General features: G+C 41.0%; 15 protein-coding genes and 4 pseudogenes. 9 read left to right on the top strand and 10 right to left on the bottom strand.

The genetic code is table 11. From position 1 onward, the window contains the following. Positions 1–122: 122 nt before the first annotated feature. The 3 genes from CL42_RS13450 (at position 123) to CL42_RS13440 (ending at position 1,908) form a co-directional block, all read left to right on the top strand. Positions 123–695, top strand: coding sequence for a LexA family protein (locus CL42_RS13450; RefSeq protein ID WP_005180682.1), 573 nt, complete (start codon positions 123–125; stop codon positions 693–695). Next, positions 692–1,540 carry a DUF4113 domain-containing protein gene (locus tag CL42_RS13445; RefSeq protein WP_035269602.1) on the top strand — a complete coding sequence of 283 codons (849 nt, stop codon included), beginning with the start codon at positions 692–694 and terminating at the stop codon, positions 1,538–1,540. The genes CL42_RS13450 and CL42_RS13445 overlap by 4 nt, the downstream gene beginning before the upstream one ends. Positions 1,541–1,698: 158 nt before the next feature. Beyond that, positions 1,699–1,908 carry a hypothetical protein gene (locus CL42_RS13440; protein WP_016658935.1) on the top strand — a complete coding sequence of 70 codons (210 nt, stop codon included), beginning with the start codon at positions 1,699–1,701 and terminating at the stop codon, positions 1,906–1,908. 179 nt (positions 1,909–2,087) lie between these two features. Here CL42_RS13440 and xseB read toward each other — a convergent pair whose 3' ends face one another. From xseB to CL42_RS13405, 8 genes and pseudogenes are all read right to left on the bottom strand, one after another. Next, positions 2,088–2,282: an exodeoxyribonuclease VII small subunit gene (gene xseB / locus CL42_RS13435; protein ID WP_005180690.1), complete on the bottom strand. Its 195-nt coding sequence runs from the start codon at positions 2,280–2,282 to the stop codon at positions 2,088–2,090. Next, positions 2,272–3,537, bottom strand: coding sequence for an exodeoxyribonuclease VII large subunit (gene xseA / locus CL42_RS13430; protein ID WP_035269601.1), 1,266 nt, complete (start codon positions 3,535–3,537; stop codon positions 2,272–2,274). The genes xseB and xseA overlap by 11 nt, the downstream gene beginning before the upstream one ends. Before the next feature lie 435 nt (positions 3,538–3,972). Beyond that, on the bottom strand, positions 3,973–4,824 hold the full coding sequence (locus CL42_RS13425; protein WP_035269599.1) for an HNH endonuclease: 852 nt from the start codon (positions 4,822–4,824) through the stop codon (positions 3,973–3,975). A 10-nt stretch (positions 4,825–4,834) separates the two neighbouring features. Further along, positions 4,835–5,473 (bottom strand): annotated as a pseudogene (locus tag CL42_RS17760) (restriction endonuclease subunit S); the annotation flags it as partial. Between the two features lie 39 nt (positions 5,474–5,512). After that, positions 5,513–6,031: pseudogene (locus CL42_RS17755) on the bottom strand (restriction endonuclease subunit S); the annotation flags it as partial. Beyond that, complete coding sequence (locus CL42_RS13415; RefSeq protein ID WP_035269596.1) at positions 6,031–7,599, bottom strand: type I restriction-modification system subunit M; 1,569 nt, start codon at positions 7,597–7,599, stop codon at positions 6,031–6,033. The pseudogene CL42_RS17755 and the gene CL42_RS13415, both read right to left, overlap by 1 nt. Positions 7,600–7,916: 317 nt before the next feature. Then, on the bottom strand, positions 7,917–8,978 hold the full coding sequence (locus tag CL42_RS13410; protein WP_035269595.1) for an HNH endonuclease: 1,062 nt from the start codon (positions 8,976–8,978) through the stop codon (positions 7,917–7,919). A gap of 2 nt (positions 8,979–8,980) precedes the next feature. After that, positions 8,981–9,571 carry a class I SAM-dependent methyltransferase gene (locus CL42_RS13405; RefSeq protein WP_035269594.1) on the bottom strand — a complete coding sequence of 197 codons (591 nt, stop codon included), beginning with the start codon at positions 9,569–9,571 and terminating at the stop codon, positions 8,981–8,983. A 151-nt stretch (positions 9,572–9,722) separates the two neighbouring features. Here CL42_RS13405 and CL42_RS13400 point away from each other — a divergent pair, with 151 nt between their 5' ends. Further along, entirely contained in the window at positions 9,723–10,052 is a 330-nt protein-coding gene (locus CL42_RS13400) for a DUF4236 domain-containing protein (protein WP_035269591.1), read from the top strand. A 99-nt stretch (positions 10,053–10,151) separates the two neighbouring features. Further along, positions 10,152–10,466 carry a hypothetical protein gene (locus tag CL42_RS13395; protein ID WP_035269587.1) on the top strand — a complete coding sequence of 105 codons (315 nt, stop codon included), beginning with the start codon at positions 10,152–10,154 and terminating at the stop codon, positions 10,464–10,466. 69 nt (positions 10,467–10,535) lie between these two features. Here CL42_RS13395 and CL42_RS13390 read toward each other — a convergent pair whose 3' ends face one another. Beyond that, positions 10,536–10,799, bottom strand: coding sequence for a hypothetical protein (locus tag CL42_RS13390; RefSeq protein WP_035269586.1), 264 nt, complete (start codon positions 10,797–10,799; stop codon positions 10,536–10,538). Positions 10,800–11,102: 303 nt separating this feature from the next. Between CL42_RS13390 and CL42_RS13385 the strand changes: the two genes are divergently transcribed. The 3 genes and pseudogenes from CL42_RS13385 to CL42_RS17280 all read left to right on the top strand — a co-directional run bounded on the left by CL42_RS13385 (position 11,103) and on the right by CL42_RS17280 (position 12,557). Beyond that, the gene (locus CL42_RS13385; protein WP_035269584.1) at positions 11,103–11,600 is read left to right on the top strand and encodes a hypothetical protein; all 498 of its coding nucleotides are present in this window, start codon (positions 11,103–11,105) and stop codon (positions 11,598–11,600) included. Further along, a pseudogene (locus CL42_RS13380) lies at positions 11,597–11,989 on the top strand (hypothetical protein); the annotation flags it as partial. The gene CL42_RS13385 and the pseudogene CL42_RS13380, both read left to right, overlap by 4 nt. Before the next feature lie 67 nt (positions 11,990–12,056). Next, the gene (locus CL42_RS17280; RefSeq protein ID WP_171076799.1) at positions 12,057–12,557 is read left to right on the top strand and encodes a hypothetical protein; all 501 of its coding nucleotides are present in this window, start codon (positions 12,057–12,059) and stop codon (positions 12,555–12,557) included. Here the strand turns inward: CL42_RS17280 and CL42_RS16805 are convergent. Next, positions 12,495–13,421, bottom strand: a pseudogene (locus tag CL42_RS16805) (ISNCY family transposase); the annotation flags it as partial. The gene CL42_RS17280 and the pseudogene CL42_RS16805 overlap by 63 nt on opposite strands. 256 nt (positions 13,422–13,677) lie before the next feature. Between CL42_RS16805 and CL42_RS13365 the strand changes: the two are divergent. After that, on the top strand, positions 13,678–13,880 hold a 203-nt coding region (locus CL42_RS13365), incomplete at its 3' end, for a hypothetical protein (RefSeq protein ID WP_035269580.1).

Below are 13,880 nucleotides of genomic sequence, written 5' to 3'. Positions count from 1 at the left end.
GCCTCTATAACCACCTTCTGGTGAGATAGATATTCAGAACACAATCCGACGAATGGAGTTGTTTTTTTCCACTGCTGTTTTACCATCTTGATTATGTTACACAATCAAGATGAACAAGTAAAATGGATGAATTTCAGCATGGTGGTGCCCGTGAAGGTGCTGGTCGCAAACCAGTTCATGAAGGCCCAACCAAAGTGATCCGGGTTCCCGAAGCCCGTGTACTGGAGATCAGGCAGTATCTGGATCAGATAAAAAAACCAGCCCGCAATGATGTTGCTTCGATTACTCCGGTTGAAGCCAGAACACATTATGAGATTCCGGTTGCCTTGCAAAAGGTGGCTGCAGGTTTCCCTTCCCCAGCCCAAGACTATATCGACAAGACCCTGGATCTGAACGAGTTCCTGATCCAGAACCAGCAGGCTACCTTTATCGTTGAGGTGGAATCGCTTTCCATGCGCGATGCCGGGATTGATCTGAAGGACAAGCTGATCGTGGACCGCAGTATTGAGCCCAAGCATGGTGATATTGTTCTGGCCCTGATCGACAATGATTTCACCATCAAACGACTGATGATTGAAGGCGACAAACGCTGGTTACAGGCGGAAAACCCGGATTATGCGGATATCCATTTGAAAGACGGTCAGACCCTGCTGATCTGGGGTGTAGTCACCAGTGTCATCAAGAAGTTCAGATGAACAGCCCCGAGCGGATTTATACCCTGATCGACATCAACAACTGTTATGTCAGTTGTGAACGGGTGTTTAATCCCAGCCTGAATCACCGTCCAGTGATTGTGCTGAGCAATAATGATGGTTGTGCAGTGGCCCGCAGTAATGAGGCCAAAGCCCTGGGCATCAAGATGGGCATCCATTCGGTACTGGATCTGGCCATGCAGGATGCGCATCGCATGGGAAGTTTGTTTTCAGTGCTGATGCAGCGCACGGTGCTGGAATTACAGGGCATCTCCTGTTTGCAACTGGAGGATGCTCCTGCACCCAAGCAGCAGATTGTGGCTAGCCGCTCCTTTGGAGAACGGATTACTGAGCTGGATGATCTGAAAGAAGCCATGGGTAAGTATGTGCAAGATGCAGTCATGCGCTTGCGTGCGGATGCCTCGCTGTGTGGCTGTATCATTGCTTTTGTGCAATCCAATCCCTTTGATCAAAACACAGCGTATTACAGCAAATCGTTGGCCTTTGAATTCCCGGAACCCACGGACTGTGTACTTGATCTGATTCATGCTGCGATGCAGTTACTGCAAGGCATCTATAAGCCAGAGGTAAAGTATAAAAAATGTGGGGTGATTCTGACCGGTCTGGTCAGCAAGACCCGCTATGTGCCTGATCTGCTTACAGACCATCGCCAGCGTGAAAGCAACGAACAGCTGATGCAGGCTTTAGAAGCCGTGCAAGCCAGATATGGCAAGACTAAACTGGCAGTGGGATCGTGTTATTTACCACAGCGGAAATGGTCGATGAACCGGACACATCTGACCCAGAACTATTTCAGCTGGCAGGGATTATTGAAAATTACCCATTAAGCCAACACCCCTTTTTAGGTTAAACAGGTGACAATTAACAACCGGACATCTATCCAGCCCCCCTATTGCGGACGGATCGCTGCTGGGAAGATACTCATATCGCTATGGTAAAACATTGAGCTCATCATATTGCAAGCAACTCAGGAGGCTTAAATCGCATGGCTAAAACAACAAAGGACGAAATCCCTGTAGAAGAATCAGCTCAAGCCAGTGAAGTTTCTGACAAAGTAACGGAAGCTAGAGCGTTATTGGGCAAGCAAATGTCCGCAAACCTGATTGCGATCGCAGAACTGACCCATACCCCGATTCCACACATGCAGGTAGATGAACACGGGGTTTTTCACGAGATTCAAAACACTGATAGGTAGACCGGCATGGATTGCAGTAACGGACGGTATTCTCCTGTTCAATCGGTCGAGTGCTCAGATCCGGTTTGATCGTTATCGTTAAGTCCATATTTTTGTACCTAACACATGGTTTTATACAGTTAAGTACAGGAATACGTACTGAACAGACAAAGCGTTTTTATGGTCCTTAGGCTTTTTTTCTATTCCTTAAAGGTGTCATTGAGCGCCTGCTGAACCGCCTCAATCCTTGATTTGCAGGCTTTGTAGGCGGTCATGGATTCTTCAACGATCGCCATCAGGTTATCAATATCCGGTTCTTCCTGCGATTCCAGCAGTTCGGCATTCTTCTTCAGAATCTCGTAGCCCTGTTTGAAACTGAGTTCTTCATTGTTCATGTGTATTTACCTGTGTCACGGTGGCATCAATCATGCCATCCTGGAGTTCGATCTGGAGTTGCTGGCCAGTGATTTGTTGCACTGAGCGGATGGCTTTGCCCTGACTGCGGACAATCGCATAGCCTTTAGCCATCACGTTTCGTGGGTTCTGTAGCAAGGTTTCCCGCATCAGGGATTCGGTCTGCTGTACAGCCTGCCGCAGCTGTTGCTGGGCAAAATACTGGGTATCGCTTTTCAGCAGATCAACGCTACGCTGCGCATCATTGAGCTGGCTTTGTGCCAGGGTTTGGATGGTTTTCAGATACTGGTCATTCTGGCTTTGATAGGCGGTCAGCTGATGCTGGGACAGCAGTTTGATGGTTTGCAGCGCAGTACTGGCTTCATTGACCCGTTCGACAATCAGGTTACGGATCCCGGCGATGACTTTACTTGGGGTATCAAAGGAGCGATGCGCGATTTCATCCAGAATGGTGCGGTCTTTCTCGTGGCCAATGCCCACCCAGATCGGCACTGTTCTTTTACACAACAGTGCAGCCAGATCATAGTCGTTCAGGTACGCCAGATCATTCACTGCTCCACCCCCACGGATGATCACAATTAGGTCGGGAGCGGTCTGGTAATCTTGAGCCCACTGCCTGAGTGCACTGGCCAGAGCCTGCATGATGCTGGTTGGGGCAGTATTGCCCTGGAAGGTGGCTGAATGATAAACGAAGTGGCAGACACCCGCCTGATCCAGGGCATCGGCATCTTTTTTAAAGTCTCCCAGCCCGGCGGCATTTTCCGGGGCGATGACCAGTACGTTCTGCAAATCAAAAGGTGCCGGTAGCTGTTTGTTGTTATTGAGCAGGCCTTCCTGGGTCAGGCGCTGCAGGATCTGCTGATAGCGTTTGGCAATGTCACCTAAGGTGAAGCTGGAGTCGATATCTTCAATATTGACGGAGAAACCATATTGCGGATCAAATTTGGCTTTGACCTTGATCAGGACATTCAAGTCTCTGGACAGTTCAATGCCGCTTTCCCGTTCAAACCTTAACACGATTTTTTGTGCGGTGAATTTCCACAGGGTGCCTTTACAGCTGGCAATCACTTTATGGCTGTCTTCATCTTTCTCTGCCAGTTCCAGATAGTAATGCCCGCCTTTGATGCTGAGATTACGGATCTCGGCTTTGACCCATACCGCTTCATCGAAAGTCAGCTGGATGACTTCCTGTACGGTGGTCAGGTATTCACTGAGACTGAGTTGGGTTTCTGACATGAAAGAAAATACGGAATGCGGTCATTTGATCCTACAAAATAACAGCTTTCATTGGCTTTGTTGCATAAATATGTAAGCATCTGATTTAAATAAATTTAATTTTGGATCAAAAAATAATCAAAAATTTTAAAATCATATAGTTATGAAATCTTTGTGCAACAAAGCCAATTGAATATAAAAAATTTTCATGAGGATCAAGAATCATTATATTAAATTATATAATGTTGTTATTTCTCATGAAAATTAGCACCAAAATATAGGTGACTTTTATTGATTAAAATTTCCAATATGAAGTGACCAAAATACCCTTAAATGATCTAAATTTCTAAAAATTTCACCCCACTAAAAACTACAAATAATAAATTAAATCATATGCTTATAGTTAACATCATTTAATGGTATAAATATCGGTGACCTTGCCAAGGTTGGGGTAATTTATTCTTCAAATGTTTGTCTAAGGGGATTCCTCAAAGAAACGCTATATAAAAGTTTTAATCTCTCAATTGTCATTGGAAGACCATTTTCGGTTTTATGGAGCATGGCGTGACAATTTGGACAGACTGGTCTTAGATCTTCTTTAGGGTCTACTTCATATTGTTCGCCAATCGTGTGCAAAGACTTAAGATGATGTACATGGATGAAATCTTTAGCAAATGAGCCATACATATGTTCAAAGCTCAAGCCACAAACGCAACAACGTGTTCCATAAATTTCTATACATTTAGCCCTTGCTTCAGGGTTACGCTCATATTTATTCACTAAAACCGTTTGCTTAGCTCCTTCTGGAAAGGTTTCATTTTCTAAACCTGCTTCATCGGGATAGTCGGTATTCACACTATCAGTTTTAAACTCATTAAAAATGTGAGTTAAAAAAATGCGGATTGGATCATTTGAAGCTTTATCTCGATCTGTGCGACGGCCTTGAATAGGAGCATCAGGAATTAAGTTTTCCTGTCTGAAATATTCATAAGACAAAGTGGATTTATCCACTTTGTTTAACTTTTCAAAAATAGAGTATCCACCTAGATAACTTTCAATTTTCTTTTTATCCGACCAAAATACTTTCTGTGCTACTGGGTATTCTGAGTTTTCCGCATGCCCCAGAACTTTGAATTGATACATCACCTTTGAGATGGGGTGGGTCACATATACATGAACAATATCATTGATTTGTAACCCTTTACCTTCACTAGTGGCTGAATTCTTCCAATAAATCTGCGGCAAAGCATCATAAGCTGCTTCTAAATCAAACTCAGCATAATTCACGGTTACTAGCCAATTTGCCATAACTTCCCCCCTACACAAACATCTGCTGCAACAAGCCTTTTTTCCAAGTTTTAGCCTGTTCTATTTGCTGTGCGACCACTTCAATTTTTTGGTCAATGGCAGAGAGGAAATTGGCGATTTTGGTTTGTTCGTCAAGACATGGATTAATAACAGGAACTTTCTTTAGATTATCTAAATTTAATTTTGGTTGGGCTGTGCCAGAGTTAAACTTTTCATAATTTAAACTTTCTAGGTATGCTGCTAAAAAAACATTACTGCCATTTTTTGATTGAAAAATATGAGCATGATTATTAACCCAAAATTGGCCTTCAACAATAAAAGCTAGTGGCGAAGATCGAGTAATAATATTTGCGCCATCCTCACCAATGAGAATATATTGACCATCAAAAATATAATCATCAATATGATCAATTACGCCTGATGCACCATAATATCGATATTTTCCCTGACGTTTCTGTCTATCTGACTCACTAAGAGGTACACGTTTACCATTTTGAAAGTTCACTACTTTTCCTAATGTTGTTTCCTCCCACTCCCCAAACTCACTTCCATCATCCGCTTTAAAACGAATCTGCTGACTAAACAGCTTTTGCATCATGCCTTGTTTATATTGGCTCAGCAGCTCATGTTTTTGCGTGAGTTGGCTGATCTTTTCATCCACGTTCGATAGAAAAGAGGCGATTTTGGTTTGTTCTGCTTTTGCAGGAGTCATCAAACTTACATCACATAAAATTTTCTGAGAAATGTTTGTCTGCGATTTTGCTAATCCTGAAGTTTTAGATTGAAGCTGATTTTGACATTTTACAGATGACAGGCTAATTCCTAAAAATTCAGGATTATTCTCATTATTTGCTTTCAATCTAATTAACTTATCGGAAATCATTAATTTCGAGCGTACATTATGTGGAACGACTGCCACTACACCTACACGTTCAGTTGGGCCAGCTCGAGTAACCAAAATATCGTTAGGCTTTACCTCAATCTCAAATCTAGCTTCTAAATTAGATGGAAGTTTTTTATTAAAATTAGCCTTAAAGCCATCCCAATCTACTGATGTGGTTTTTAAAACAGCCCACTCATTCTCATCAGCAGGATAACTTTCGCATTGAGGACTCCAACCTGAATCAATTGAATCTATACAATCTTTTAATTTTGATTCAGACCAATCCCCATCAAACTCTTTAAATCTTAACTTTGGCGTAGCCATTACTTCACCTCCGCAAACGGTGAAGCAATGGCTAGCTCTTTGCAGAAATCAGCAATGATGGCATCAGTCTTTTGGCTGTCGTGTTCCAAAGCTTGAAGCTGTTTTGCAATCGCATCTAAATCAATCTCGGCTTCCGCTTCAAAAGTATCCACATAACGCGGAATATTCAGGTTGTAATCATTATCTTTGACTTCTTGCAAAGTCGCCACATGCGCATATTTTTCAATATTTTCACGCTTTTCAAATGCCGCAACAATCTTATCCAAATGCTCAGGCAATAACTTGTTTTGGTTCTTCTGCTTTTCAAAATCATTGCTGGCATCAATAAACAGAATATTACCGCTCTGCTCACGGTTTTTCTTCAACACCAAAATACAGGTCGGAATTGAAGTGCCATAGAAAATATTGGCGGGTAAACCAATAATGGCATCCACCACGTTCATCTGCTCAATCAAATACTGACGAATCACGCCCTCACTCGAACCACGGAACAATACGCCATGCGGTAACACCACCGCCATGGTGCCGTTGACATCCAGTTGATACAGCATGTGCTGCACAAAAGCCATATCGGCTTTGGAGCTTGGCGCCAGTTTGCCATACGCAGCAAAGCGCTCATCTTGTAAAAATAACGGATCGGCAGACCATTTTGCAGAAAATGGCGGATTCGCCACCACCGCATCAAACTTTTTATCTAAATGCTGCGGACGGGTTAAAGTGTTTTCCTGCTTGATGTCGAACTTGGCAAAATGAACGTCATGCAGAATCATGTTCATGCGTGCCAAGTTGTAGGTGGTACGGTTCATTTCCTGACCATAAATCATGTCGACATCTTTAACTTCACGTTTTACCCGTAGTAACAACGAACCCGAACCGCAAGTCGGATCATAGACTGAACGTAAACGGTCTTTGCCTTGGGTAACAATCTTCGCCAGTAAAGTCGATACCGTTTGCGGGGTATAGAATTCCCCCGCTTTTTTGCCCGCGCCTGAGGCAAACTCACCAATCAGGTATTCGTAAGCATCCCCCAGTACATCGGCTTCGGTATTGGAAATATCAAAATCAATATCATCTAAATGACTCAGGACTTTCGCCACCAGTGCATTACGGTCACTAGCATTATTGCCGAGCTTGGTCGAGTTTAGATCCAAATCTTCAAACAGGTTGGCAAAGTCATCGGCAGAGTCGGTGCCTAACGTGCTTTGTTCAATCGACTTTAAGGTCGCAGTTAAATCATCCAAAATGAATTCGCCCTGACGACCACGCTCGGCTAAGGTATGGAATAGCTGTTTTGGTGTGAGCGCATAACCCACTTCGGCAATGGCATTCTTTTTAATTTCTTCGATGTATGGCACATGCTCAGGATTATTTTCATCTAACTCTAAAAAGCTAAGATCTTCACCATCGAGCAATTCATTGGCAAAGTTCACCGATTTTTCTGATAAATATTTAAAGAAAATAAAACCCAGAATGTAATCACGGAATTCATCGGCACCCATGGTACCGCGCAAAGTATTGGCAATATTCCAAAGTTGTTTTTGTAATTGTTGCAGTTGTACTTGGGTCATTGTTATGGAAGTCCAAATAAGTAAATCATTAATCAAATGATTTTACCTAAAATTCTAAATCATACAGCAGTAAAAAGGTGGAAAAGGACATTATTTGTCGTGCTCAAGCCAAGTGATCTGTCAACTCAAGCTCCAAACAGGTGAATATTCTAAATTTTGTAGCAGCATATTGCGAGAATGAAGGCCTCCAGTTAAAAGTCTGTAAGGGCTGAAAGCTCTAATTCAGCTGTCTATAGAATACTATCTTGCTGAATATTCAATTTGTTCTTGAAAATATTGGTCTTTGGATAACAGAATCTCTGCAAAGAATAACCGTCTCAAAAGACACCAGATATAGGATGAACCAATATATGTTTATCTTTGCCCCCCAACCAGACTAAATACTCATGCTCAATCGCCTGCTGATAGGCCCAGTCTGCAACCCGATGTGAACGCCGCAGATCGGTCAAAAAACCGAGTTGCGAAATCTCCCGACTAATCGCCTGATCATGCAGATGATTACGTTCTCTCCATTGGTCTAGGAATTGCTCGGACGCTAGATAATTACTTTTCTGTGAATTACATTTATCATCTGCCAGGACAAAATTATGTCCGGTATCGGCAGGATATAGAGACCAGGGAATAAAATGATCCACGGCATATTTTGAGTTTTTCAGGCTTTTGCCACAGTAAAAACACTGGCATTGCTGTAAGTCGATTAAGAAGTCCGCGACCTGCCCCAATTGATTACGACTTGGAGCAAACATGAATTCATCTAGGTCAGGCAAGCCATCAAGTACAACTAGGTTCTGCTTGTTCAGTCGGACAAAATCAATCCAGCGCTTTTGGCACAGCTCTTCAATAATTTCACTGAATTGTCTTAAGCAATACATCACCTTGGGCAACAGCTTAAGTGACTGTTTGCAATCCTGCAGATGATAGAGAAACTCTACGGTTTGACCATTCAGATTCTGTAAATATACTACCGGCATTTGCTTAACCGTTGTCGCAACTGTTCGCTTCAGCCTGTTCCAGTAAAGTACATCCTTTCTCAACGCGGCCAAGGTCTTGAATTGTTGCTGTGCATTCTGAATTTCACTGATGATCTTTGCCTGCTTACCAGTGCTTTGATGAATAGTAAAAGGCTCATACTGGTTAAACTGAAACGGCAGAGACTGTTTCCAGTACAGGTCAATAAACTTTTCCGCAATATCCTGATAGTCCAAATGCAAGGCAGCACCGGTATCTTGACCCTGTTCAATCGCCAGACGCGTGATACTTATCAGCAAAGCAAACTTATATGTCGAAGTAAAAGTCCCTGACTGCAATATCTGCTGAATATGCTTCAAGAATTTCAGCTGTTCTTGAGGTGTTGGTATTTCAGCTGTACTAAATAACATGGCTAAGCCTGCATTTTTCTAATCAGGATATTTAACCACTCTTCTGTACGGTCTGGACGTTTATCTACTGTAATCCATTGCTGTAAAAGTAAAGCCTGGTCGATTTGTTTGAGTAAGTAATGAGCTTGCTGCTCATTTAGATCAGTAAAGCTACGCCCCTCTTTCTCACGATCTGTATTTCCATATTTAAAAGACATATAACACACACCATTTGGCTTTAATGCTTTAAATATGCGCGCCAGCACTTCAGTCAGGCGATCTCTTTCACAGTGTAAAAGAGAAGCACAGGCCCAAATCCCATCATACTTAGCTACTTCATTCAGCTCATAAAAACTTTGCTGACGTACCTCGATGCCTGTCAGCTCTCTCGCCTTTTCAACCAACTCGGTAGAATAATCAATTGCCTCAACTTGATAGCCTTTTTTCTTAAATGCCAAAGTGTCCCGACCCGAACCACAGCCCAAATCCAGGATCAATGCCTGTTCCGGCAAATATCTTAGAAATGGTGCGTAAAGACTTTCCATCTCAACCTGATAGGTATTTTCAAAAAATGCTTGAGCATGTTGATTGTAATAATTTGATGTTTGATTCATTGTCTAAAAACCAATATCTTATGTTAAAGAACATACTGATATTTCACTAGATAAGTCAAATGATCAGTCCTATGAATGAATCAAACTCTTATTTCACTGTATCCGGACAACTCAGATAGAAACCAAACTGGTTCTTGTAAATGGAAAAAATATGGGCTTCAGATTTCGCAAGAGTATTAAAATATTACCTGGATTAAAAATCAATCTGACGCATAAAGGCATCAGCAGTGCAAGCATTGGCAAACCTGGTGCTTCTTTAAATATTGGCAAAAAAGGCACCCGAACCAGCGTTGGTATTCCAGGCACAGGCCTATCCTATTCCAAGCACCACCCCTATAAGAACAGAGCTGGCAACCAAGAGAATCCTACTCAAGAACAACAACCACTCTATACATCACATACCGAGCAACCCAAATCGAATGTCTGGATTTGGGTGATTTTTGGATTATTTTGTTTTATTGTCGGGGCAATTATTTTTTAAATTTAGCCATTCTTTGTACTCCATAATATCCACTGCTAGGCAAAATTTAATTCATTCATTACTATGGACGGATGTTAAATACAATAAAGGCTGCCGCTGATGTCTGATAATGACAATACTCTGGATTATGATGAAAATGATTTAATCGACTCTCCCTTATCTCAAGTTTTACAACAGGATAATGAGCAAGTTGAAATTCTCATTTATCGATTACCTGATAGTAAATGGACACTGGAAGTGGTAAACCAAAATGGTACTTCTACGGTATGGGATGAAACATTCCCGTCAGACCAGGAAGCTCTATCTGTCGCTTTAGATGGAATTAAAGCCGCAGGCGGTATTCAAGCCTTTTCCGAAATCAGTGACCTCGAAGCAAAGAAAAATATTTTTCCTGAATCCCTTACTCGCCATTAAAAATGAAGTTGCTGGCGTGGATCTGAATCATTATTTTCTGGATTCTTAGAACCTGTCGCGATGATAGGTTCACTTCACCCCAAACCCATCTAGGGTTGAAGGGTCAAAGTTTTCATCAAACATAAACTCATCTGCTCGCTCTTTTCTTAATGTCGCTAAGGCATAAAAGAAACATTTCTCACATAACTGCAATTCATATCTTTCCCCGTCATGCTTGGAACCATAGCCCCAATGCGCCGATAAAGTTCCAAACTCTAGTTTCGTTGATTGGTTGCATACATCACATAAAACATCAGTAATGACTTCTACCTTTTTCAGTTCTTTGATCTCCATATGCAATTCCTTGTAAATCCAACTTAAACATTCTAAATATTTACTAAAAACATAATTCAATAGGGTTTTAATTACCGCTAAAAAGATTAAAAACACTATATATAGTGAAATTTACAATTTAATAACACAATATAGGGTGCATAGCCCTTGACTCCCCTATAAAAAGTACGTGAATATTATAGTTTATTTTTAAGCCATTTGGCATAAATATGGGGAGACATCAGCATATTGTCTATAAAAAAAGCTATTGAAAGTCATCGTGTATCTTCAAAAAACTTAAAATTAATGTGTTATCCAAAATGTATGCATGCGTACCAAATCTGGATAGCTTTATTTTTCCAACTGAGTGATAAACAGCAAAGCTATCACTTGAATTTAACTTTTAAACAGAATATCGAAATCCCGCTCCTTACCACTAAAACACCTGATCACTATTTTTTTAGTAGTCATTTCAGCTGGATCTATGCTTATTTTTACAATAAGAATAAAAATGAATTTAAGTTCAGAGCTTATGAGAAAAATAATTCCTACCAATTCACCATCCAGGCTTTAAGCGAAGTTAGGGCCTTACTGTGTTCCGGATTACATCACTCAATTCATGGCTTAGATATCATCGCATATTGGCTAAATGAACAATACTTAGCCGCACATCTTCAGGAAGTTTTCGATCAGGAAGTTTTAACTATCAATCATCTACGAGAATTATCAGGGTTATCTAAATCCAAAAGTCCAGTAAGTTCTATTTCAAATTATGCTGGTCCACTTTCATTAGAAAAAATTCTGGCTGGAATATCATCATGAACGGATATAGTTACTTAGAAGATACTCAAGAATTAAAGCTTGAGCCGTTTCGAGAATTCTATCAAACACTAGCAGAAGCAAAGCTAGAAAGTTTTCAAAATTTAATCAAACTCAATGACTTCATTAAACCTACTGAAATTATTGAACTTAACAATATTATAACTCAAAAACTTGCAGACAAATCAATCAGTGAATATCCTCTTGTTCATTATCTTATTGCAGTCATTAATACGCCTTCAGCATATCAAGCTAATGCCCTGAAATGGGCCATTTTCAATACTAGATGTATTGAATTGCTTGATAGCAAAGAACATGCAGCCACCGTAGCATATCTTTGTATGCGTTTTCGTTTAGCCAGCAAAAAAAAGGAATACCATTGGCTTTATAACTCTCATTTTAATTGGACACTCTTTACATCTAAAACGAAATTTAAACGAAAAAAGTAAAATGATTCCTATGAAAAAAGCGGTTATTGCATTGAGTTGCTTAAGTATACTTTTGATGGCCTGTTCCTCGCTTCTTAATCCAAGTATTCAGAATTCACTAAAAGAAGTGAGAACATCAAAATTCCTAAAAAATGAAGATAAAACAAAAACCATTGGTGGGATTGATGCAAATAGTAATGGTGTGCGTGATGATATTGAGGGATACATAAAGCTCAAATATGGGAATAACCCTGAATTTGTTAGCGTATATATGCAGTATGCACAAGAATTACGAAGAAAGCTGACTTTGGCTAGTGATGATCGTGAAGTCTATCGTAGAGCGTCACACGAAGTTAGTAGAAAAATGGTTTGTGCTGCGGAAATTGACTATAAAGTTGAGCCTGAAAAAATGTATCGGGACACAATGATCATTTATGCCCTGTCGGTGAATACCAAGCAACGTAAGGCTGAAAGTAATCGTCAGGCTATTCGTGACTCTGCGGGGTTCACGCCAAGTAAAAATATCATCTAATTGTTCGGCTGTTTCAGTGATAGGCCGATGTAGATCCTTAGGATTAAAAGCCATCTTGGCGAACTTCTGATTGAACTGCTCAATGAAGCAGGGTAGCCAGGCATTCGCTTGCTCAATCGAACAGATACCTTCCAAGCGCATTTCTTTGATCAGACGGTCCTGAAGGGTTCTGTTGGCACGTTCCACACGGCCTTTGGCCTGTGGTGAATTGGCGAAGATGATATCGATATTCAGGGTGCTGAGTACACGTCCAAACTGGGTAATCTTGGTGTCTTTCTTGCTGCTTTGATTCACCCTGAAGACTGAATGTTTGTCGCTGTAAAATGCCAACGGCTTACCATGCTGCTCAACATACAAGCGTGTTGAAATCATATAATCAAAGGCTGATTCTGACTCACAGAAGCGTAAATGCTGCAATTTTCCTGTGGCATCATCGATAAACACAAGCAGACAGCATTTAGCAGCGCGTCCTTCAAACCAGTCATGATGTGAGCCATCAATTTGGATCAGTTCACCAAAGCAATCCCCGTTGTAACGAGGCTGATACGGGCATTTCAGGCGCTTGGATCAAGGAATCCATAAGTCAGCTGCAATCATCCAAGAACCCAGGGTTTCTACTGAAAGATCGAATCCATGTACGGTGGTGAGCTTTTCATGCGCTAAAGTGGGTCCGAAACCATGGAGTTGGTCAGAAACAATATTGAGGCACTTGAGTCTGAGTTCTTCAGGAAGTTTGGAGTTGCTGATTTGGCCACGACCGGCATGGGCTAATGCAGCTGGACCTTGAGCTTTGTATTTCTGCAGTAAGCGTCTGATCTGACGTTCTGAAATATGAAGTAGCTGAGCAGCCTGGGATTGAGTTATGCGTTGATCTCAGATTTCCTGCAAGACCGACAATCGTTTAAGTTCTTTATCCGACATAGACACCAACATATCAAACCGTCCGCTAAGGAAATTGCAGAAGTGCATATTCTAAAAGCGGACATTTTTACTTTGGAGAAACCGGACATTTCTATTTTGGAGTTACAAAACAATTTCGTATAAGAGTTTTTATGTTAAATAAACCAATTAGAATCGGTTATTATATTTTAATAATTTATTAAAAATAATAAGGTTGAGTATGTCTACAGCAGTTTGGGTACTGATCTATTTGGCAGTGAGTTTGACTTGCAAGTGGATTCTTTCATGGGATGGAGCAGATTATATAAAAGGATGGAAAAGTATATTTTTCTTTAATGGCACACCTGAGGATTGGAATACAGAACAACTTAGGGCTATGGCTTTATTCACATGGATAGGTTTTACCATTTTATTTATCATAGG

The organism is Acinetobacter sp. Ver3 (assembly GCF_000632455.1).
GTDB lineage: Bacteria > Pseudomonadota > Gammaproteobacteria > Pseudomonadales > Moraxellaceae > Acinetobacter.
Note: the sequence above shows the minus strand (reverse complement) of the source record. Positions and strands in the feature narration are given on the sequence as shown.